The following is a 20,111-nucleotide window of genomic DNA, read 5'->3' as shown; positions in this document are numbered from 1 at the left end:
GAAGCCGAGAAATGAAACTCTTTTTAATACGATACATTATGAGTTCACCTTTTCTGTTACCTTGGCCTTTACTTTTGCAACAGCAGCTTTCCAGTAATCAGGGTCCTGATATGGCGTGGGATCCACTATGTTTGCCAAGGTCATGGCTTCAATACGCTCAACGCAAGTACCACAACGACCACAGTGCAGCTCTCCTCCCTCATAACACGACCAAGTGTCGGCAATGGGCACCTTAAAGCGTGCCGCATCACGCGCAATTTCCGTTTTATCGGTATTCACATAAGGGGCAAACAAGCCCACCTCGGCAACCCCATCTAGCGCTTGGTTCTGCATTTCACTAAATAAGCGAATAAAGTCGGGGCGACAATCGGGGTAAATAAAATGATCTCCACCATGCACCGCCAATGCCACTGCATTTAAGTCTCGGCTGGCGGCCACGCCAAAGGCAATGGTCAACATAATGGCATTGCGGTTAGGCACCACCGTCAGTTTCATGTTTTGTTCGCTGTAGTGACCATAGGGCACATCAATATCGTCGGTGAGTGCCGAGCCTGTCAGCTGGGCACCTATGTGGCTAATGTCCATCATTATGTGGGGTACGCCAAGCTGCTTGGCACACACGCGCGCGGCGTCTATTTCTTTTTTATGGCGTTGACCATAATCAAAGGTGAGTAAGGCGCCTAAGTTGTTGTCTGCCGCTAGGCGATAAGCGAGCGTCACTGAATCAAATCCGCCTGAGCAGATAAGTAAGGCATTCATCATATTGTGTCCTTGTTTTTTCCGGGTAGGCTGCGACCGGCACCAATAAAAATCAGCGCCATTCTAACCATCTAGCGAATGAGCGCAAACAAAAAGGGCGCTAAGCGCCCTTTCTATTACATCTTGGTCTAAAAGTAGACAATGCTATTCTTGTTTATGCTTTATTGGTTTGCTCTGCCAAATATAACCAGGTATCAATCACGGTATCGGGATTTAACGACACAGAGTCAATTCCCTGCTCCACCAGCCAAGCGGCAAAGTCTTTATGGTCTGATGGGCCTTGGCCACAAATGCCCACATACTTGCCTTCTTTGCGCGCCGCTTGAATAGCCATAGATAACAGCGCCTTAACTGACTCGTCGCGCTCATCAAAGGACGCCGCCACTAGGCCTGAGTCTCGGTCTAGCCCTAATGCCAACTGTGTCATGTCGTTGGAGCCAATTGAGAAGCCATCAAAGTAAGCTAAAAATTTATCCGCTAATAACGCATTAGAGGGCAATTCACACATCATGATCACTTTAAGGCCTGCTTCGCCGCGCTTAAGGCCGTTTTCAGCCAAAATATCAATCACTGACGCTGCTTCATTAAGGGTGCGTACGAAGGGGATCATGATCTCAACGTTGGTTAAGCCCATGTCGTTACGTACCCGCTTCATGGCTTCACACTCCATGGCAAAGCAATCACGAAAGTCCTCTGAAATATAGCGAGAAGCGCCACGAAAGCCCAACATGGGGTTTTCTTCATCGGGTTCGTAAGCATCACCGCCTAGCAAGTTGGCGTATTCATTGGACTTAAAGTCAGACATGCGCACAATGACCCGCTCTGGCCAAAATGCCGAGGCTAAAGTGGCAATACCTTCGGTAAGCTTGGCAACAAAGAACTCTCTTGGGCTCTCGTAACCGGCAATAATCTCGTCAATTTGCTCTTGCAGCTTAGGGCTTTCTGTTGCGTAATTAAGCAGCGCCTTAGGGTGCACCCCTATCATGCGATTAATAATAAACTCTAATCGCGCCAAGCCGACACCGGCATTGGGGAGTTGTGCAAAGTCAAAGGCACGATCAGGGTTGCCCACATTCATCATCACCTTAACCGGTGATACTGGCATAGAGCCAACTTCAGAGGTGTTAATATCAAAGCTCAGTTGGCCTTGATACACAAAACCGGTATCCCCTTCTGCACAAGAAACGGTAATGTCTTGACCTTCTTGAATGCGTGCGGTGGCATCACCACAACCAACTACCGCTGGAATGCCTAATTCACGAGCAATAATGGCCGCATGGCAAGTACGCCCCCCTCTGTTAGTCACAATGGCAGAAGCACGCTTCATAATCGGCTCCCAATCGGGATCCGTCATGTCGGTAACCAGCACGTCACCCGGCTTCACTTCATCCATTTGCTCTAAAGAAGCAATCACCTTAGCCGGACCCGCGCCTATTTTATGACCAATGGCACGGCCTTCCACCAACACCTCACTGTGCTCACTGAGTGCAAAGCGCTCTAGCACGTTACTGTCTTGGCGGCTACGTACAGTTTCAGGACGAGCTTGTACTATATATAGCTGGCCATCGAGCCCGTCTTTTGCCCACTCAATGTCCATAGGGCGATTATAGTGCTGCTCAATAATCACCGCTTGCTTGGCCAGCTCCATCACTTCGCTGTCGGTGAGGGAGAATTGATGACGTTCATCTTTAGTGGTTTCTTTAATTTCAACCTGCTGACCCAGTGCTTGACCTTGGGCGTAGGTCATTTTTTGTAGCTTAGAACCTAAGGTTTTGCGCACTACCGCCGGACGGCCTGCATTTAAGGTTGGCTTATGTACATAGAACTCATCGGGGTTCACTGCCCCCTGTACCACCATTTCACCTAAGCCGGTAGCAGAGGTAATAAAGACCACATCTTCAAAGCCCGACTCTGTGTCTATGGTAAACATCACCCCAGATGAGGCGATATCGGAGCGTACCATGCGCTGAACACCGGCAGATAAAGCTACCCCTTGGTGGGCATAACCTTGGTGTACTCGGTATGAAATAGCGCGGTCATTGAATAAAGAAGCAAAGACGTGTTTAATTGACTCCATTACCGAGTCTAAACCACGTACGTTTAAGAAGGTTTCTTGTTGACCGGCAAAAGAAGCGTCTGGCATATCTTCGGCAGTGGCAGAAGATCGCACAGCAAAAGAAGCTTCATCGCCCATTTTTCCGGTTAAAGCTTGATAAGCCTCATTGATCGCACTTTCAAGTTCAGGTTGAAATGGCGTTTCAACAATCCACTGACGGATCCGTTGTCCGGCTTCGCCCAGTGCGCCAATATTGTCGACATCTAGGGTATCTAGCAAATCATGAATTTTGGCATTCAGGCCACTTTGCTCTAAAAACTCGTTAAAGGCATAAGCAGTGGTTGCGAACCCGCCAGGCACAGACACTCCGGCCCCGGCCAATTGGCTGATCATTTCACCTAAAGAGGCGTTCTTGCCACCTACTCGGTCTACATCTTGCATTCCGAGTTGTTCGTACCAAATTACATATTCCTTCACGGCCACGTCTCCAACAGTGATTTTGAGTTGCGAATATTTACATGTCTATTTATGTGCATCTGAGCTTATTATTATCGAGCTGGCATTGAACATGCTCGGCACACAAAGGATTCTACAATAAGCAGAAAATGCAGGTAAGGTTTAACCTATACCAATACACAAAAGTGAGATCTGGAGGTCTAATGCACACGGTTTTTTATGTTTCGGATGGGACGGCGATCACAGCCGAGGTTTTTGGTCATGCGGTATTAAGCCAATTTCCACTGCCTTTTGAGCAAATCACCATGCCGTTTGTCGGTGATGAAGATAAAGCGCAAGCAGTAAAAAATAAGATTAACGACAGTTACCACAAAAGTGGCAAGTTGCCTTTAGTATTTCACACTGTAGTGGATACAAAGTTGCGTAACATTATCACCAATAGTGATGCTAAGCATTACGACTTTCTTAACACCTTCGTAACACCCATAGAGCAACAGTTAGGAGTAAAAGCCGACCCTCGCACTCACCGCACTCACGGTATGGAGAATAAAAAACATTATGACACTCGCATTGATGCCGTGAACTATGCACTAGAAAACGACGATGGCATGACGACTAAAGCCTATGATGAAGCCGATCTTATTTTGATTGGCGTGTCTCGCTGTGGCAAAACACCAACCAGCTTATATCTTGCATTGCAATTTGGAATTCGCGTAGCTAACTATCCCTTTATTGATCAAGATATGCAGCAAATGGCGCTGCCAAAAGCCCTAAAAGCCAATAGACACAAGCTGTTTGGCCTAACCATCGACTCTTACCGATTGCAAGAAATTCGCCAGCGCCGTATGGCGAACAGTGCGTATTCAGCAGCCGAACAATGCCGCTACGAGCTGAGCCAAGTTGAACGTTTATTTCGAATGGAAGCCATTCCTTTTATTGACACCACCTATCACTCAGTAGAAGAGATTTCAGCCAAAATTTTAGAACGAACCGGCATTCCACGTCGCATCTATTAGTAAAATAACTCAGCATTTTTTTGCGATCTATATCGAAACAAGTCAAACAAAAACAAACAAAATATTGCTTTAATGTTTACATAAATGTATACATTACACCTAGTGTTTAACTAAACAGTCGAACACGACACAAGTCGCATCCAAGTTGTGCGTCTGGCCTTTGCTGGGTTTGGTGTGTTTTCTTTGTATTAACAGTGGTCTCACCTACCACTGTGCATACAAAAAAGACGAATTAGCTAGGGAGTCCAGCGATTAACGTCATTACTGGTGGTTGTAGTTACGTTGTTGCAATATTGCACAACAGGCTCTTCCCCAATTGAGCAAAACTCAGGGACTTATTGCAATGAAACAAAGTCATGTACACAGCAAGTCGATATTCGACTTTTACGGGAAGCCTGGTTTCGGCAAGGCACTACCGTTATCACTACAGCACATCTTAGCGATGATCATGGGTGCCGTTACGCCACCACTTATTGTTGCAAACGTGGTTGGTTTAAGTGCACAAGAATCAACGCTGCTTATTCAAGTAGCCTTGTTGTTTTCTGGTCTATCGACATTATTACAACTTTACTCAGTCGGTAGTATTGGTGCGCGTATGCCAGTTATCTTCGGGGTAGGTTTCGCCTATATGCCAACCTTACTGTCGGTCGCCAACAGCATAGACCCTGCTACGGGTGAGCGATACGGCATTGATGCCATCATGGGTGCACAAGTCATTGGTGGTATCGCCATGTTATTGGTCGGTATACTAATTAAACATATCCGTCACTTGTTCCCGCCAGTTGTTGCCGGTACCGTGGTATTGGTGATTGGTTTGTCCTTGTACGGTGTTGCAATCAACTACATGGCGGGTAATGCGTTTGTAAACGGCGCACCTAACCCTGAATTTGGTAGTGGCCAAAACTGGTTAGTCGCAGCGGTTACGCTACTTGTCGTACTGCTTTGCTCACAGTTTGGTAAAGGCTACTTCCGCCTTGCAGCCATCATCATCGGTATTATTGCCGGTTATGCATTAGGTTCATTCTTTGGAATGGTCAACCTAGACCGTGTAGCGACTGCTGATTGGGCTTACTTGCCTATGCCGCTTGAGTTTGGCCTTAGCTTCCCTGTTGGTGCCATTGTACCTATGGTTATTATTTGTATTGTTAACTCAGTACAAACCATCGGTGACTTATCTGCGACTGCTGTTGGCGGTATGAACCGTGAGTTGCAAGACAAGGAAATGTCTGGCGGCTTGATTGGTAATGGTCTAACTACGCTTGTGGGTTCTTTCTTTGGTTCTTTGCCAACCTCTTCGTTCAGTCAGAACGTAGGTATTGTGGCCATGACTAAGGTTATCAGCCGCTACGTATTAGGTATTGCTGCAATTTTCATGATTTTAGCCGGTTTACTGCCTAAGTTCTCTGCGGTTATGCTGACTATTCCGTACCCTGTAATTGGCGGTGCAACCATCATTGTATTCGGCATGATCACCATGACAGGTATTCAGCTGCTGGTTAAAGATGAGCTGTCTTCACGTAACGTGACCATTGCCGCTCTATCTGTTGCTCTGGCCATGGGTGTGGCTGCTAAGCCTGAGTCAGTTGCTATGTTACCTGAAATGTTAGGTTCATTGACTAACCCAGTGATCATTGCAGCACTCACCTCTTTCATCTTGAATATTGTTCTGCCTAAGAAGTCATTACAAGATGAAGCACGGGAGCGTGAAGAAATTGAAAAAAACATGAGCGGCGGTAACGATGACTCCGCTGGTAATGTCCAAAAAAAAGTAAGCACTGAGAGTGCTAACTAAGAAGTAACCTCTTACGTTAAAATCAATACTCAGTACTTAAAAAGCCGGTCGCAAGACCGGCTTTTTTATTTTCCTTCACTGCAGCCTTACTATCTTGTTTTGTGCAGCACTTCCTAGGGCTGATTTTATGGTCATAATAAGGTAACATTTAACAACTGTACTTTATTTTAGTTACTTCTGTGAGCAATAAGGAAAACATAATGACTCAGAAAACTTGGAACGTGTATCTGTCCGGCGAAATTCACACCGATTGGCGTGAGCGTATAATTGAAGGCACTAAAGCCGCAGGCCTTGCCGTTGAATTTAGCTCAGCGGTGACCGATCACGATGCCAGTGACATGGTAGGCGTTAATATTTTAGGTAGCGAAGAAGATAACTTCTGGCGTGACCGTAAAGCGTCTGGCATCAACAGCATCCGCACTTCTACCCAAATTAAAGCTGCTGATTTAGTGGTGGTGCGTTTTGGACCTAAATACCGTCAGTGGAACGCCGCCTTTGACGCAGGCTTTGCAGTTGCATCTGGGAAGCCCATTGTGACGCTGCACGACGCTGAGCTAGACCACCCACTAAAAGAAGTAGACGAAGCCGCTAAAGCCACCTGCCGTGAGCCAGAGCAAGTGGTTGAAATCTTAACTTACTTGCTATCTTAAGCTTAACGCAGAGATAAATTGCGAGTTAATAAAAATCCCCCGCCATGCGGGGGATTTTTTGTTGTACGAGTGTGCCGACTTCTGTCGGCTGCACGCTTTTTGCGCAAGATACTCATACTTTTCTGCTCTACACTCAATATTGTTAATTTGTGTAGCAGGATAAATAATGAAGTCTTGGATAGTCACCCTCTTATGCAGTTGGCCGATGCTGGCATTTACCAATACACAAGTATGGGTAGATGTTGCCAGCCAAGAGGAATACGCCATAGAGCACCTGCATAATGCGATACATATCCCTTATACCTATATAGCCCGTGGCGTGAGTGCTCGCTACCCCGACAAAAACACCGTCATTAAATTATATGGTCGCGGCCAACTGCGTGGCCAACAGGCTAGCCAAGCGTTACAGGCTTTAGGCTACCATGCAGCAAGCCATGCCGGTGCGCTTGCTGAATTAAAAGCCACGGGCTTAACCACGCAGCAGGCCCGCCCTATCGAGGGTCCAATGGCAGCAGATGATACGATAAGTGGTACCGCCGCCTTATACTTAAACACGCCAAACACAGCACCTTACTAATCAGGCTTATCAGTTTCATCTTCACGCAACCCGACTTTTAGCACCTGATCACCATCTACATCCGCCACTGTCCACGCCATGCCGTAGCGTAAAAAGTTATCGCCCACTACCGGATGACCATTACTGTGGGTAAGCATAAACTCACCCAAATTAAGCTTTGCTTCACTGTCATCAACATCCACACCATACATTTTGGCCACATCCGCCATGAGTGCATCTGCATCTAAAATAAAATCACCAAAGAACGCACGTGCTTTACTGCGCGCCGCATCTAAGTCTCCCCCAAACATATTATTTAAGGTTTTAAGGTGATTACTGCGGCCAATCACACATAACAAGTCCCCCATCGCCAGCCGTGTACTGCCCGAGGCAGGTAATAAATACTCTCCCCTAAATACAGCAGCAACGCGACAATGGGGCGGAAAGGTTAAGTTACGTACCACAACACCGTCTATCGACTCACTGCTCACTGTATATAAGAACATTTCAAAGTCATCTTCTTGAAATATACCCAACATAGCACGGCGCTGCGGTGCTAGCTCAGGGGGCACTTCTACTTTCAATAAGCGGGCTATTTGCGGCAGAGTAGAGCCTTGTACTAATAAAGAGATTAACACCACAAAGAAGGCCACATTAAAAAACATCATACCCTCGGGTATACCGGCCATTAGTGGAAAAATGGCCAATACAATAGGCACTGCGCCTCGTAACCCCACCCAAGAAATAAAACCAAGCTCTCGTTTAGTAAAACGAAAAAATGGCACCAAAGAGACCAGCACCGCCAGCGGCCGAGCGATAAATATTAGCGCTAATGAAATTAAAATAGCTGGTAATGCCATGGTCCACATTTCTGATGGTGAGATCAACAACCCCAGAACCAAGAACAAGCCAATTTGACTCAGCCAAGCTAAGCCATCTAATACCGGTAAAATAGACTCCATGTCACGTAGGCGAGAGTTGCCCAGTACCAAGCCCGCCAAATACACGGCTAAAAAACCACTCCCTTCTAACAAAGCGGTAAGCGCAAATAAGGTTAAGCCAAAGCCGGTAACAAGAATGGGGTATAGGCCTGGAGCTAACTCAAAGCGCTTGATCATTTGCACCAATAACAAACCGCCTAAAATGCCAGCTATGGTGCCAATACCAAACTGGGTGAGCAAAAAGAGTAAGGTTTCACCCATGCCATTCATCTCACCGGTAATTAAACCAATCAGGGTGAGTGTTAAAAAAATCGCCATAGGGTCGTTGGTGCCCGACTCAATTTCAAGGGAGGCCCCTACCCGCTCATTCAAGTGCATACCTCTGCCACTAAGCAATGAGAACACTGCTGCCGCATCGGTAGAGCCGACAATAGAGCCGAGTAATAAACCGTGTAGCCAGCTTAAATCTAAAATATAAACCGCAATTAGCCCTGTTACGCCACTGGTGACTAACACTCCTAAGGTGGCCATACTAATGGCCGGCTTTAGCCCGACCCTAAAGGTCGTCATGCGAGTACGCATGCCACCATCCAGCAAAATAATGGCTAGTGCTAGGTTACCTATGCTGTAAGCTAATGAGTAACTTTCAAACTCAATTCCACCTGGGCCACTTTCACCCGCCAACATGCCTATTACTAAAAAAATAAGCAGAATGGGGATGCCGGAGCGCGCCGATAATAAGGTGGCTAATACGCTCACACACAGTAAGATCCCAGTCAGTAAGAAGAGGTGTTCAATATTATCCAATGAAGAAATTCCGACAGGATGTTAGGTGCATTAGTTATATCATAATCAGTACTATTTGATGAGAGTGAATTTTTAATTAAGTTAAAAATATCTCTACAAAAAATCACATAATTATAGCCCTAAGCAGTCATGAAACACAGGTGCTACCGCTGCATTAAGCAATTGCATTTATCTTTGATACCATAGGTTATCTTTACAATTAACGATGGATTTTTTATGGTTTTATCCTTGCATTGTCTCTATTCTTTTCGCCGTTGCCCCTATGCCATGCGTGCTCGTCTGGGTACTTTATTTGCCAAACTGCAGCTAGAACTTCGAGAAGTCACCCTAAAAAATAAACCCGCGGCCATGTTAGCCATTAGCCCCAAAGGTACGGTGCCCGTGTTGCAACTGCAAAATGGCAGCGTTATTGACGAAAGCCAAGATATTATGATGTGGGCACTTGCGCAGCAAGACCCTAGCGGCTTATTAGAGGGCTTTCATGTACATAAAGCAAACATGTTAATTGAGCAAAACGACCAGCAATTTAAATATTGGTTAGACCGCTATAAATATGCTGATCGTCACCCAGAGATGAGCCAAACAGACTATCGGCAACAAGGAGAAGTGTTCTTACAGACTTTAGAAGCATTACTCACCGAGCAAGATTTTTTACTGGGGAATAAACCGACGGTCGCCGATATTGCCATTATGCCTTTTGTACGCCAGTTCGCCCATGTTGATCGCGATACCTTTTATCAGTTACCTTACCCTTATCTACAAAAATGGTTGCAAGACTGGCTAGTGCACCCTGTATTTTTACAAGCCATGACGAAATATAAGCCTTGGCAGCCAGAGGATGAGGTCGTACTTTTTCCTGAAGCATATTAGGCTGATGACTTTATTCACCATGAGTTAAACCAGAGCAATTTATGATTATTACTTTAACAATTAAGCTTGTAGGCAACATTTACACTGACTCAGACTGGAGTTGCGAGCTGGAAGTAGACGAAAACATTATGCTATATGAGCTGCATGATGCTATTCAAGAAGCCGTCGACTTTGATAACGACCACTTATTTTCGTTTTTTACGGCTCGAAATGCCCATGGTTCACATCACTTTATGGTCGATGATGAGAAAGATCTTGAGGATATCTCCCTCTTGTCTTTGTTCCCGCTTCGCAAAGGTTACAAGCTATTTTATTGGTTCGACTTTGGCGATGACTGGATTTTTCAGGTAAGTAAGTCACGCAAGAAACCAAGAGCCAGCCAACCCGATCGCGAATATCCTTTTCTCGTTAGCGAAACAGGCACCAAGCCCGAGCAATATCCAAGCTTTGAGGATGATGATAACGGCAGCATTAACCCTGATGATATTGTTTTTCTCTAACTAGATCAGCAACTCTCACTGAGTAGATTTGGGCAGGCGTATTGCCTGCCAAGGCGGTTACTCACAAGTAAAAATAATGTACCCCACTATACCAACAATAAACGATAAAGACGTCACTCACTGCTTGCTAGGTGAGTCAACTATAAGGTTTTTGCCGTGGGAGTGATGATCCGCGTCGCTTGCTCTTGTTGTTCTTGGTCAGCGCAGTGGGCAACCAGTGTCCATTGTGCTGACTGTGCTGCTTCACGGGTTTTATTAATTAAGGGATCTTGATCAGGGCGAAACGAGATTAAACCCGCAGCCAATAACGGAATTAACGTAAATAAAAAAAGAATAGCGATATAAGTAAATACGGGGCTAGAGCGAGTGATAGCAGGCCCTATTGTGATCAGCAAGGTCGCCACTATAATCCCGACAATAAAGCCTATTCCCCCAAAAACTAAATGAGATTTGACAAAAGTCCGACGCACTCCTTCAACTTCAGGTTCAAGCTTACGAGCAATCTGAGGATCTTTGGGGTGTACCAGTTTAATTTGTTCTCGTGGAATATTAGTGTTATCAACTAAGGATTTAACAGCCTGCTCAGCATCCGACTGACGGTTGTAAGTTGCGCTTACTTTATGGGGAAACTGTTCACCGATAAGAACGTCTTGTTCAGACATGATTAACACCTCCTTTAAATGATAGGTATTACCTTCTTTTAATATAACTGTAGCAGCTAATCACCATATTTAACAAACTCTTAAGCGCGCTGTGTCACAACAAGGGAAACTGTTCGCTTTAAGTAAAGTCAGCGCACACTAGTTTCCCTTTTATCTCCTTTAGCGTTCAATAATCAAAGCCTACTTGTGCTTTTACGCCTGCTTCAAAGGCGTGCTTTATTGATTGCACTTCACTCACTGTATCGGCTAATTCAATAATGCTGCGATGGCAGCCACGGCCGGTAATGATCACATGTTGATGCGATGGGCGATTTTTTAGTGCACTGAGTACGCGCTCTAAATCTAAATAGTGATATGCCACCATATAAGTCAGCTCATCTAGCAGCACAATGTCGATATTGGGATCGGCCAACATTTTTTCGGCAGGTGCCCACGTTTGCTCACAGGCGGCGATGTCGTGTTCGCGATCTTGGGTATCCCAAGTAAAACCCGTGTTCATGACCACAAAAGGCACCCCCACTTTTTGTAACAAATTGCGCTCGCCACATTCCCAGCCGCCTTTAATAAACTGCACCACGGCGGCATTTTTACCATGGCCGACCGCTCGGGTGACGGTACCAAAGCCGGCAGTGCTTTTGCCTTTACCATTACCGGTAATCACCATTAAGACACCCCGCTCTTCTTGAGCCTCGGCGACTTTAGCATCTACGGCATCTTTTACTTTTTGTTGGCGTTGCTGATGGCGTTCGGCTTTTATTTGTTCGCGGTTATTTTGTTGGTGATCGCTCATAGGATTCCTTAATTGCTTAGAGATTAACAATAATAAATTAGCCTTGGTGGGCCAGAGCCGTGCCTAAAGTGCGAAAGTAGCGACTAAAAGCGCCGTTAATGGTGGTGCGCTGTGTGCCTTGTGGGTACAAGCCTAGCTCGGCTTCTTTAGTGGCCTTGGTGCCCTTTACTAAAAAGCCGTTTTTAATGGCTGCATCTTGCACAAAAGCTTCAAAGGCGCGAGCGCACAACTCTTCGGGTAGACTGTAATATAGGGTATTCAATTGGCTGTCTGCGGCGGCCGAAGCCGTAAATAAGGTGCTGGGCAGGGTGCCGCTCTCATCCAACATAATGGCATGAAAGCAGTCAAACAGCAGTGTATTTAGCGGGTGTTTGATAAGAGGCGCATTATTCAGCCAAGCATGGGAGGCAAAAGTACCCGTACCTGCATTCACAATCGTTTTGCTGGCAATATAGTGATCAAAAGCATGAAACCATTCGTGAGCAATGCTGCCAGGGCCGGCATTTTTAGCCAGCGAAAAGCAACGAGTACTTGGGCTATAGTGGGCTGCGACCCCTGGACGACCGCCAATACCATATTGCAGTGACAGCGAGCCGCGCAGCGAAATGACCGCTTCGCTACCTTGTAAGATCAACATTAAATCGCACAAGGCATCAAAAAATAACCCTGCAGCACGCTCACGCTCAGGGCGCGTCACCCAACGGCCAATCTCGATACTGCGAAAATCAAAACGCCGCCTAACCTGAACAAAATCAATGTGCTCATTATGGCGGTGATTAGGCCCATTACGATAATAGCGAGACTGAGTCTCGCTATTTGGGGGGTGGTTGTTTGCCGTCACTGTCAGCCCAAGCTTACTTTACTGTGTTATGTTCGCTTAGTCTAACAACCCTGCTGGCTAGGCTAAAGCCAGCTTGCGTTAGGGGGCTCTGCGCCCCATTATTAAACTGATAATAAAAATGATAATACCCACCACAAAGACTAGTTTTGCCGCCCAAGCAGCCGTACCTGCTAAGCCACCAAAGCCTAATGCCCCGGCGATAAGTGCTATCACTAAAAAGATAATGCCCCAACGAAACATAACTTGCTCCTTAGTTAAGAGAACAGCTGATATTAGATAGGTACTTGTCTGAATATGAATTTGCCTGCATATAAAACAGTTTGTATGACAAGTACCTATAAGCAAGTACCTATAAGATATTGCTTATAACAACAAATACAGCCTTATCTAGTATAATAAATAATAGCCTAGCTTATGATTTCACTTTTAGATCATTTTTAACGCTTTTTACGTCATCCATCCCTTTTACAATATTTTCAGCTTGGGTGGACTGCTCTTCACTTTCCACCTCACCGGTAAGCTGCACTACACCATCTTGGGTTTCAACTGAAATTGCTAACGAAGGAACGCTGGTATCTGTTAATAACTTTGCCTTGACGGCACTAGTGATCATGGCATCGTCTGCATACTCTTTAAGTGACTGTTCATTATCACCTTTTACATTTAACTTATCTTCAACAGACTGTACACCCTCAATGTTCTCTGTAAGTTCTACCGCATGCAGTGCCGTTTTTTGGTTATCAACAAAACCTGAAAGGGTAACAACACCTTGTTCAGTATCAACGGAGATATCGCCACTGGCGATGGCATCATTACTAAGCAGTTCGGCTTTCACTTTGGTGGTGATCACACTGTCATCGATAAACTGACCGGCAGTATTAGCCGCTTTATCGAGTTTATCGCCCGAGCGCTCCACCGTTTGCTCGGCTTTGTTAGACACGGCCTCAGCCTTATCTGTTACATGACTATCAGCCAAGACACTGGTACTGGCTAATGCTGAGCTTAATACAAGGGCGACGGTTGAATATGACAGTTTATTATTCTTCATTGTTTGCTCCTTAATATTGCGAATTAAACACTAAGTAAATAAAGCTGCAAATGAAACGAATAATACAAGCTTCGCTTTCTGCCCTTTAAGTTCTAGAACAATCGATATTACTTTGCAAGTTATAAAAAGTAGTCAATTAAAACAAAACAAACCTAAACTAACGTTATCCAAACCAAACAAGACCAAAAAACAACCTACAAATCAACCGCTTAAGCTAAACCAGAACACTTCTGGAAATATAAAGAACTTTTCCCTCTCAAATACAGCTGCGTCAAGTATCGTCAGATATTAATATTTACCTAAAATTAAAATTATATAAATCATGATGACGCTTTAGGTCTGGCAGCTGTATCTGGGTTAATCTGGCGTGCATAATGCTGTGCTATTACGGCACATACCATCAGCTGTATTTGATGAAATATAATTAAAGGCAATAAAGCGGGGCCAATTAATGATCCGGTAAATAACACCTGTGCCATGGGCACTCCCGTAGCCATGCTTTTCTTTGAGCCGCCAAACACTATGGTGATCCTATCTTCTCGGTTAAAACCGAGGCGTTGACCTAACCAGGCGGTTAAAAAGAGCACCAGTGCCAGTAACACACAGCACACCAGCGTTAGCATGACTAAAGCATTCAGCGATACTGTACTCCACAACCCTTGCACCACAGACGCACTAAGTGCTGTGTACACCACTAATAAAATAGAGGTTTGATCGAGGCGGCTTAGCTTTTTCTTATGCTTATCAACCCAAGCACCAATAACAGGTCGCATGGCATGCCCCAACACAAAAGGCAGCAGTAATTGCATACTAATAGCACCGATGGAATGCAGTGCCGACGGGCCTTCACTGGCATCAATTTGCATTAACAGTGCCACTAATAACGGCGTTAAAATAATGCCAAAAATACTCGAAGCCGAGGCACTGCATACAGCAGCAGGAATATTGCCCCCTGCTAAAGCGGTAAAAGCAATGGCCGACTGCACTGTACCGGGTAGCACACATAAAAATAATACCCCCATATACAGCTGCTCACCTAACAACGGCAGTAATATCGGTTTAGCAAGTACCCCCAACACAGGAAACATCACAAAGGTGCAACCAAATACCAGCAAATGCAGCCGCCAATGGGTAGCCCCGGCAATAATAGCTTGGCGAGATAACTTAGCCCCGTGCATAAAAAACAATAATGCAATAGCAGCCACGGTTAAGCCTTCAAAAAACACGGCACCTTGGCCTTGTGCCGGTAACAAGGTAGCCGTGGCCACGACGCCCAGTAAAATCAGGGTGAAATTATCAAATAACAGCCGTAAATAACCCAACATGGTACTCTCCGATCAAAGACAAGCGATAATGTTAACTGACTATACCTTTGCAGTTTGTCGACATAAGGACAGCTAGTGTCGCTAAAAAGACAAAAGAGCGGCTCAGTGAAAGGTACTCGCAAATATTGTCAATTCATTTAAAATTCTGCATTATCCTAACTATGGATATCTCTCAGCAGCAGCTGCTTAGCCAACTCACGCATTTAACCGCCTTGCCTCGCCCTCTTTTCGGCCAGCAACTGTCATTGCCTAATCACGCCATTAGCACTCCGCATTGCCACCCTTGGGCGCAGTTATCCTATGCGATTCGTGGGGTGATTAAAGTAAACACACCAAAAGGGCAATTTATAGCGCCACCTACTCATGGCATATTTATTCCGCCTCAGGTAATGCATGGCGTGCACAGCACCAGTCATACTCTCATTCGCAGTTTATATATTGATGCCGACACTATTGCTTGGCAATCTTGCCAAGTGTTAAGCATTGAGCCCTTATTAAAAGAGCTAATTATTGCATTTAGTGCCTTCCCCGTTGAGTACGATGAGCAAGGCAGTGAAGGGCGGCTTGTTGCCGTATTACTTGACAGATTAGCAAGCGCCCAGGCCAGTCAGCTAATGCTGCCTTGGCCTAATAGCCCCTCGTTAATAGAGTTATGCCGTTACTTAGCTCAGCACCCCGACGATTGCCGACCATTAGCCCACTTTAGTGGCGCATTGGCAATCAGCGATAAAACATTAAGCCGCGGGTTTAAAAAAGAAACCGGCATGAACTTTCGCCAGTGGCGACAGCGTAGTCGCTTACTCGCAGCCTTGCCGTTATTAGAATCCGGTATGCGCATTACCGATGTGGCATTGGCCTGTGGTTACGACAGCCTATCGGCTTTTATTGCCGCCTTTAAAGCCTTACTGGGCAGCACCCCTGGTGAATATCTGATTAAATAACATCGCATTACACAGCAGCTAACGTCATCAAAGTACTCACCCATAGAGTTACCTACTGCAAACAGCTAACATGCCAGCAAAATACCTATCCGATTAATGATTCGTTACGGATATAATTTCACTTTACCTGTTATCACCCTTAGCGTTGGGATCTTGCCATGAACAATTGGACTCGTACTGCCCTTAAAACCTTATCGAGCGACCAACTTCGCACGTCAGACACTCACTTATACTTACTGGATATTCCCGGCTTAAGTGGCATCGATATTTACCTAAAAGATGAAAGCACCCACCCCACTGGTAGCCTAAAGCACCGTTTAGCACGTTCATTATTTTTGCATGCAATTTGTAGCGGAAAAGTGCATCAAGGTACCCATATTGTAGAAGCTTCATCCGGCAGTACTGCGGTCTCGGAGGCCTACTTTGCCAAGTTACTGGGCTTACCTTTTACCGCTGTCATGCCGCGCAGCACCACCAGCAAAAAGGTAGAGCAGGTTAAACACTTAGGCGGGCACTGTCATTTTGTGGACAACGGCTCTCAAGTATATGCCGAGGCCGAGCGCTTAGCTCAGCAAAATAATGGCCATTATATGGACCAATTTACGTATGCTGAACGTGCCACCGACTGGCGGGGCAATAATAATATTGCGGAAAGCATTTTTCGCCAATTGGCCGAAGAGCCACATCCTATTCCTCGCGCCATTGTGATGAGCGCTGGCACCGGCGGTACTTCTGCCACCTTAGGCCGCTATATTCGCTATTTAGGTTTAGATACACAGTTGGTGGTGGTTGATCCTGAACACTCAGTATTTTATGACAGCTTTCAAAGTGGGGATTGTGATTTGGTTAGCCAAGCCAATGGCCGTATTGAAGGCATTGGCCGCCCCCGGGTTGAGGCTTCATTTGTGCCAAGTGTTATCGATGAAATGATCAAAGTACCTGACGCGGCCAGCATTGCTACTTTACATTGGTTAACACCTATTTTAGGCCGCAAGGCTGGGGGCTCAACGGGCACTAATTTATGGGGCGTACTACAACTGGCAAAGCGCATGCAAGCAAACGGTGAGCGTGGCTCTTTGGTAACGTTAATGTGTGACAGTGGCGAGCGTTATTTAGACACTTACTACAACCCAGAGTGGGTAGCCGAACACATTGGCGATTTAACCCCTTATCACGAGCAACTCGCACAATTGAGTTAAAAGATAGCCGACGGCAATAAGTTTTCCGCCGTCGGAGACACGAACACTTTTTCACCTTCTTTTGCCTGCTCGTTGATCTAAATCAAAGCAAAAAACTCACTTTTACTACTGCTTATTGTTGACTACATAGTCAAGCGGGCATAGGATAACCTCAAATAAGCATTTGAGGTGCACATTATGAACCATACACGTTTACTTCGTCTGGCAAACATTTCTATGGTTGTTTTTCTTATCTTATGCTGCGGCGCGTTAAGCATTGCTTATCTACAAGAAGAAAAGGTATCGCTGGGCATGACGGTGTTTATGCACATTACTTTGGTGATTAGTGCCGCGCTATTTAAGCTGGCTTATGTGGTACGTTTAATTGCGCAAGATAAAATGGGGCAACCTTTGGTTTAGCAGCTTATAGCCGTCAGCGATAAGCTGTCAGTTAAAGAAAAACCTAACATTTCTGCTTCGCAGAGCCAACCCCTGCGGGGAGCTGTAAGCCTGCCACTTAGTCACATCTTCTGCTTACATTACAAATAAAAATAAGGAGCATGATGTAGTCGGTTCGGCCTGCATAACTGCCGAACAAAGGGTCTTCTTCGCCGACACGCTGCAAGTACCTCCCTGTAACGCTCAAACACATGACATCCATGTCATGTGGTGGTCGGTGAAGAAGATCCCTTTATCCGGCCACACACCTCGGTGTCGCCTATTGGTATCGATTAACGATACCCTTGAGCGAATGGTTGAGATCAAGCCATTCTTCGAAAGAAGCTGATTTGCGCCTACGGCCCAATGCGAGAGCAAGCGTTCGCCAACACATTCAGGCAACTCAGGTGCTAATGGGAAGGCAGAGGTCGACCCTCCGCGCCAGGGAGGGCGCGGCGGAGCCCGTATGGGGCAGCTTGCTGCCGTGTACCTTTGCTGGGTAATGGACCAAATATCCTGTGAATATTTGCAGCCGTTGCCCAGCGAAGGTGGCTATCCCAGCGGCGAGTCGAGCGGAGCAGTGCGCTCTGCCTGACTTTTACCCAAACATCAACAAAGAGATGTGATGAAGTGACAGGCTGTCAGTTAAAGAAATACAGCGCCGATGGCCGGTACTAAAAAGCCCCGTGCAGTAACTTGCACGGGGCTTTTTTGGCTAGCAGATAAGTGCTGGAGAGGTTAATCCAACTGGCTGCGTAGCCAATCTAATACTTCACCATAATGAGCGGGTAAAAGGGGCTGTAACGTATCAAGTGCGGCTTTAGTCTGTGGGTGTGCGTCAAGACTAAAGTTAATGTGCCCCACTTTTCGCCCGGGACGTACCTCTTTGCCATACCAATATAGCTCAGCACCTGGCACGGTTAACCAAGCCTCTTGGCGCTCGGTTCCCACCAAGTTCACCATCAGACTGGTGTTTTTAACGCAGGGCTGCACTAATGGCAGCTTAGCAACAGCACGTAAATGCGCTTCAAACTGGCTGATATTAGCGCCTGCTTGAGTCCAGTGGCCGCTGTTATGCACCCGAGGCGCCAGCTCATTAACCAGCAAGTCATCGCCCACGCGAAAACATTCCATGGCCATCACCCCCACATAATCGAGGTGATTCATTAGCTTTGCCAGCATCTGCTCTGCTTTTTGTTGCAAGTGAGCTAAACGCGCTAAGGGGGCAACCGAGCCTAAAAGAATGCCATTAACATGTAGGTTAAGCGTCAGTGGATAGAAAAAACACTGACCGTCGGCTCCCCGCACTCCCACCACTGACATTTCTTCATCAAAATCGATCGCTTGCTCAGCAATCGCTTCTTCATGCCAGCCCTCAGGAATAGCATCTAGGCCCGGCTCGCGCAACCAGTGTTGACCACGGCCATCGTAACCACCGGTGCGACGCTTGAGTAATACTCGCTCGCCCAGTTTGTCATGCAGGCTATCAGCTTGGGTATTAGTGCGTACTAGCTGCCACGGCGAGGTTGCTAATCCGAGTTCATCTATTAAGGATTTTTGAGTAAAACGATCCGCTAATATAGGGAAAGTTTGCAGGTTTACAAATGCCGGGTGACTGGCCAGCTGGCGAGTGGCTGCGGTTTCGGGCCATTGCTCACGCTCTGCGGTAACTTGCTCGTGTGCTTGAAGTGGAAAGGTTTCTTCAGACTCAATGTCTACCGGTTGCACATCTAAGTTTAGCGGCATGCCCGCATGCTTTAACATTTGCCCAAGTTGACCGGCACCTAATACCCATATACGACTCATGCTTGCTCCCTCGGATCGGGGTTGGCTAATACTGTCTCAGTTTGTTGCTGACGGAAAGCCTCTAAACGCTCGGCCAAAGCGGCGTCGTTATTAGCGAGTATTTGACAAGCTAATAAGCCAGCATTAAAGGCGCCAGCATCACCAATGGCCAAGGTACCCACCGCCACGCCTTTAGGCATTTGTGCAATAGACAGCAAGCTGTCCATTCCTTTTAGCGCTCGGCTTTGTACCGGCACACCCAGCACAGGCAAGCGGGTTTTAGAGGCCACCATACCGGGTAAGTGTGCGGCACCGCCGGCACCGGCAATAATGACTTCAAAACCGCGCCCCACGGCTTCGCTACTAAACGACATAAGACGATCGGGAGTACGGTGCGCCGACACCACTTCTACTTCATAAGGCACTTGTAGTTTGTCCATAATTTCGGCGGCGCCCTGCATGGTCGGCCAATCACTTTTTGAGCCCATGATGACGGCAACTTTTGCTTGCATGATTACTCCTGTTAAGCAAGATTAATGGCGCATAACACTGCAATAAGTGCAGATTAAACGCCCAGCATTGTGGTGGATCTGGGAGGAGCGCAAATTATAACGAAATGGGGGTTTGTCGGCTAGTCACCTGAGCAACAAACCCCCTAATATAAAGTCAAGAAAAAGGCAAGTATAGACAGAGCCCTAAG

20 protein-coding genes are annotated in these 20,111 nt (G+C 46.3%); 9 read left to right on the top strand and 11 right to left on the bottom strand.

The features are described from left to right. Positions 1–36: 36 nt before the first annotated feature. Both queC and ppsA read right to left on the bottom strand, forming a co-directional pair. The gene (queC, locus tag J3U76_RS02915) at positions 37–762 is read right to left on the bottom strand and encodes a 7-cyano-7-deazaguanine synthase QueC (RefSeq protein ID WP_243454023.1); all 726 of its coding nucleotides are present in this window, start codon (positions 760–762) and stop codon (positions 37–39) included. 151 nt (positions 763–913) lie between these two features. Next, complete coding sequence (gene ppsA / locus J3U76_RS02910; RefSeq protein WP_208004188.1) at positions 914–3,292, bottom strand: phosphoenolpyruvate synthase; 2,379 nt, start codon at positions 3,290–3,292, stop codon at positions 914–916. A 182-nt stretch (positions 3,293–3,474) separates the two neighbouring features. Between ppsA and ppsR the strand changes: the two genes are divergently transcribed. The 4 genes from ppsR (at position 3,475) to J3U76_RS02890 (ending at position 7,306) form a co-directional block, all read left to right on the top strand. Further along, positions 3,475–4,287, top strand: a complete 813-nt coding sequence (ppsR, locus tag J3U76_RS02905) for a posphoenolpyruvate synthetase regulatory kinase/phosphorylase PpsR (protein WP_208004186.1) — start codon at positions 3,475–3,477, stop codon at positions 4,285–4,287. Positions 4,288–4,630: 343 nt separating this feature from the next. Then, positions 4,631–6,079, top strand: a complete 1,449-nt coding sequence (locus J3U76_RS02900; RefSeq protein ID WP_208004185.1) for a uracil-xanthine permease family protein — start codon at positions 4,631–4,633, stop codon at positions 6,077–6,079. Positions 6,080–6,279: 200 nt separating this feature from the next. After that, positions 6,280–6,729, top strand: coding sequence for a YtoQ family protein (locus tag J3U76_RS02895; RefSeq protein ID WP_208004184.1), 450 nt, complete (start codon positions 6,280–6,282; stop codon positions 6,727–6,729). A gap of 166 nt (positions 6,730–6,895) precedes the next feature. Then, the gene (locus J3U76_RS02890) at positions 6,896–7,306 is read left to right on the top strand and encodes a rhodanese-like domain-containing protein (protein ID WP_208004183.1); all 411 of its coding nucleotides are present in this window, start codon (positions 6,896–6,898) and stop codon (positions 7,304–7,306) included. On the opposite strand, the gene J3U76_RS02885 is transcribed toward J3U76_RS02890, so the two are convergent. Next, entirely contained in the window at positions 7,303–9,033 is a 1,731-nt protein-coding gene (locus tag J3U76_RS02885) for a potassium/proton antiporter (protein ID WP_208004182.1), read from the bottom strand. The genes J3U76_RS02890 and J3U76_RS02885 overlap by 4 nt on opposite strands. A 216-nt stretch (positions 9,034–9,249) precedes the next feature. On the opposite strand from J3U76_RS02885, the gene J3U76_RS02880 reads away from it, so the two are divergent. Further along, a complete protein-coding gene (locus J3U76_RS02880) occupies positions 9,250–9,903 on the top strand; it encodes a glutathione S-transferase (RefSeq protein ID WP_208004181.1) in 654 nt (217 codons plus the stop codon). A gap of 41 nt (positions 9,904–9,944) precedes the next feature. Next, on the top strand, positions 9,945–10,403 hold the full coding sequence (locus J3U76_RS02875; protein WP_208004180.1) for an IS1096 element passenger TnpR family protein: 459 nt from the start codon (positions 9,945–9,947) through the stop codon (positions 10,401–10,403). A gap of 140 nt (positions 10,404–10,543) precedes the next feature. Here J3U76_RS02875 and J3U76_RS02870 read toward each other — a convergent pair whose 3' ends face one another. From J3U76_RS02870 to J3U76_RS02845, 6 genes are all read right to left on the bottom strand, one after another. Next, positions 10,544–11,065, bottom strand: a complete 522-nt coding sequence (locus J3U76_RS02870) for a hypothetical protein (RefSeq protein WP_208004179.1) — start codon at positions 11,063–11,065, stop codon at positions 10,544–10,546. 166 nt (positions 11,066–11,231) lie between these two features. Next, positions 11,232–11,855 carry a cob(I)yrinic acid a,c-diamide adenosyltransferase gene (gene cobO, locus J3U76_RS02865; RefSeq protein WP_208004178.1) on the bottom strand — a complete coding sequence of 208 codons (624 nt, stop codon included), beginning with the start codon at positions 11,853–11,855 and terminating at the stop codon, positions 11,232–11,234. Between the two features lie 37 nt (positions 11,856–11,892). After that, the gene (locus tag J3U76_RS14650) at positions 11,893–12,696 is read right to left on the bottom strand and encodes a CLCA_X family protein (RefSeq protein ID WP_341534290.1); all 804 of its coding nucleotides are present in this window, start codon (positions 12,694–12,696) and stop codon (positions 11,893–11,895) included. A 78-nt stretch (positions 12,697–12,774) separates the two neighbouring features. Next, the gene (locus J3U76_RS02855) at positions 12,775–12,936 is read right to left on the bottom strand and encodes a DUF1328 family protein (RefSeq protein WP_208004177.1); all 162 of its coding nucleotides are present in this window, start codon (positions 12,934–12,936) and stop codon (positions 12,775–12,777) included. Positions 12,937–13,108: 172 nt separating this feature from the next. After that, complete coding sequence (gene osmY / locus J3U76_RS02850) at positions 13,109–13,744, bottom strand: molecular chaperone OsmY (protein ID WP_208004176.1); 636 nt, start codon at positions 13,742–13,744, stop codon at positions 13,109–13,111. Between the two features lie 320 nt (positions 13,745–14,064). Continuing rightward, complete coding sequence (locus J3U76_RS02845) at positions 14,065–15,069, bottom strand: bile acid:sodium symporter family protein (protein ID WP_341534289.1); 1,005 nt, start codon at positions 15,067–15,069, stop codon at positions 14,065–14,067. A 125-nt stretch (positions 15,070–15,194) separates the two neighbouring features. Here J3U76_RS02845 and J3U76_RS02840 point away from each other — a divergent pair, with 125 nt between their 5' ends. The 3 genes from J3U76_RS02840 (at position 15,195) to J3U76_RS02830 (ending at position 17,608) form a co-directional block, all read left to right on the top strand. After that, positions 15,195–16,010, top strand: a complete 816-nt coding sequence (locus tag J3U76_RS02840) for an AraC family transcriptional regulator (protein ID WP_243454022.1) — start codon at positions 15,195–15,197, stop codon at positions 16,008–16,010. Positions 16,011–16,168: 158 nt separating this feature from the next. Further along, positions 16,169–17,209 (top strand): PLP-dependent cysteine synthase family protein, encoded by a 1,041-nt coding sequence (locus J3U76_RS02835; protein ID WP_208004175.1) that lies wholly within the window; start codon positions 16,169–16,171, stop codon positions 17,207–17,209. Between the two features lie 177 nt (positions 17,210–17,386). Then, positions 17,387–17,608 carry a hypothetical protein gene (locus J3U76_RS02830; RefSeq protein WP_208004174.1) on the top strand — a complete coding sequence of 74 codons (222 nt, stop codon included), beginning with the start codon at positions 17,387–17,389 and terminating at the stop codon, positions 17,606–17,608. Positions 17,609–18,364: 756 nt separating this feature from the next. Here the strand turns inward: J3U76_RS02830 and purK are convergent. Both purK and purE read right to left on the bottom strand, forming a co-directional pair. After that, complete coding sequence (purK, locus tag J3U76_RS02825) at positions 18,365–19,432, bottom strand: 5-(carboxyamino)imidazole ribonucleotide synthase (protein WP_208004173.1); 1,068 nt, start codon at positions 19,430–19,432, stop codon at positions 18,365–18,367. Beyond that, positions 19,429–19,923, bottom strand: coding sequence for a 5-(carboxyamino)imidazole ribonucleotide mutase (gene purE / locus J3U76_RS02820; RefSeq protein ID WP_208004172.1), 495 nt, complete (start codon positions 19,921–19,923; stop codon positions 19,429–19,431). Before purE ends, purK begins: the two co-directional genes overlap by 4 nt. Positions 19,924–20,111: the final 188 nt, after the last annotated feature.

This window comes from Oceanisphaera pacifica (genome assembly GCF_017498065.1).
GTDB classification, from domain to species: domain Bacteria; phylum Pseudomonadota; class Gammaproteobacteria; order Enterobacterales; family Aeromonadaceae; genus Oceanimonas; species Oceanimonas pacifica.
This window is presented reverse-complemented; position numbering and strand designations above follow the sequence as displayed.

Coding starts and splice junctions, on each gene's coding strand:
- J3U76_RS02855 (WP_208004177.1), bottom strand. CDS start 12,936: ATGTTTCGTTGGGGCATTATCTTTTTAGTGATAGCACTTATCGCCGGG.
- J3U76_RS02845 (WP_341534289.1), bottom strand. CDS start 15,069: ATGTTGGGTTATTTACGGCTGTTATTTGATAATTTCACCCTGATTTTA.
- J3U76_RS02880 (WP_208004181.1), top strand. CDS start 9,250: ATGGTTTTATCCTTGCATTGTCTCTATTCTTTTCGCCGTTGCCCCTAT.
- J3U76_RS02890 (WP_208004183.1), top strand. CDS start 6,896: ATGAAGTCTTGGATAGTCACCCTCTTATGCAGTTGGCCGATGCTGGCA.
- purE (WP_208004172.1), bottom strand. CDS start 19,923: ATGCAAGCAAAAGTTGCCGTCATCATGGGCTCAAAAAGTGATTGGCCG.
- J3U76_RS02835 (WP_208004175.1), top strand. CDS start 16,169: ATGAACAATTGGACTCGTACTGCCCTTAAAACCTTATCGAGCGACCAA.
- J3U76_RS02875 (WP_208004180.1), top strand. CDS start 9,945: ATGATTATTACTTTAACAATTAAGCTTGTAGGCAACATTTACACTGAC.
- osmY (WP_208004176.1), bottom strand. CDS start 13,744: ATGAAGAATAATAAACTGTCATATTCAACCGTCGCCCTTGTATTAAGC.
- J3U76_RS02830 (WP_208004174.1), top strand. CDS start 17,387: ATGAACCATACACGTTTACTTCGTCTGGCAAACATTTCTATGGTTGTT.
- purK (WP_208004173.1), bottom strand. CDS start 19,432: ATGAGTCGTATATGGGTATTAGGTGCCGGTCAACTTGGGCAAATGTTA.
- J3U76_RS02900 (WP_208004185.1), top strand. CDS start 4,631: ATGAAACAAAGTCATGTACACAGCAAGTCGATATTCGACTTTTACGGG.
- ppsR (WP_208004186.1), top strand. CDS start 3,475: ATGCACACGGTTTTTTATGTTTCGGATGGGACGGCGATCACAGCCGAG.
- queC (WP_243454023.1), bottom strand. CDS start 762: ATGATGAATGCCTTACTTATCTGCTCAGGCGGATTTGATTCAGTGACG.
- J3U76_RS02870 (WP_208004179.1), bottom strand. CDS start 11,065: ATGTCTGAACAAGACGTTCTTATCGGTGAACAGTTTCCCCATAAAGTA.
- cobO (WP_208004178.1), bottom strand. CDS start 11,855: ATGAGCGATCACCAACAAAATAACCGCGAACAAATAAAAGCCGAACGC.
- J3U76_RS02895 (WP_208004184.1), top strand. CDS start 6,280: ATGACTCAGAAAACTTGGAACGTGTATCTGTCCGGCGAAATTCACACC.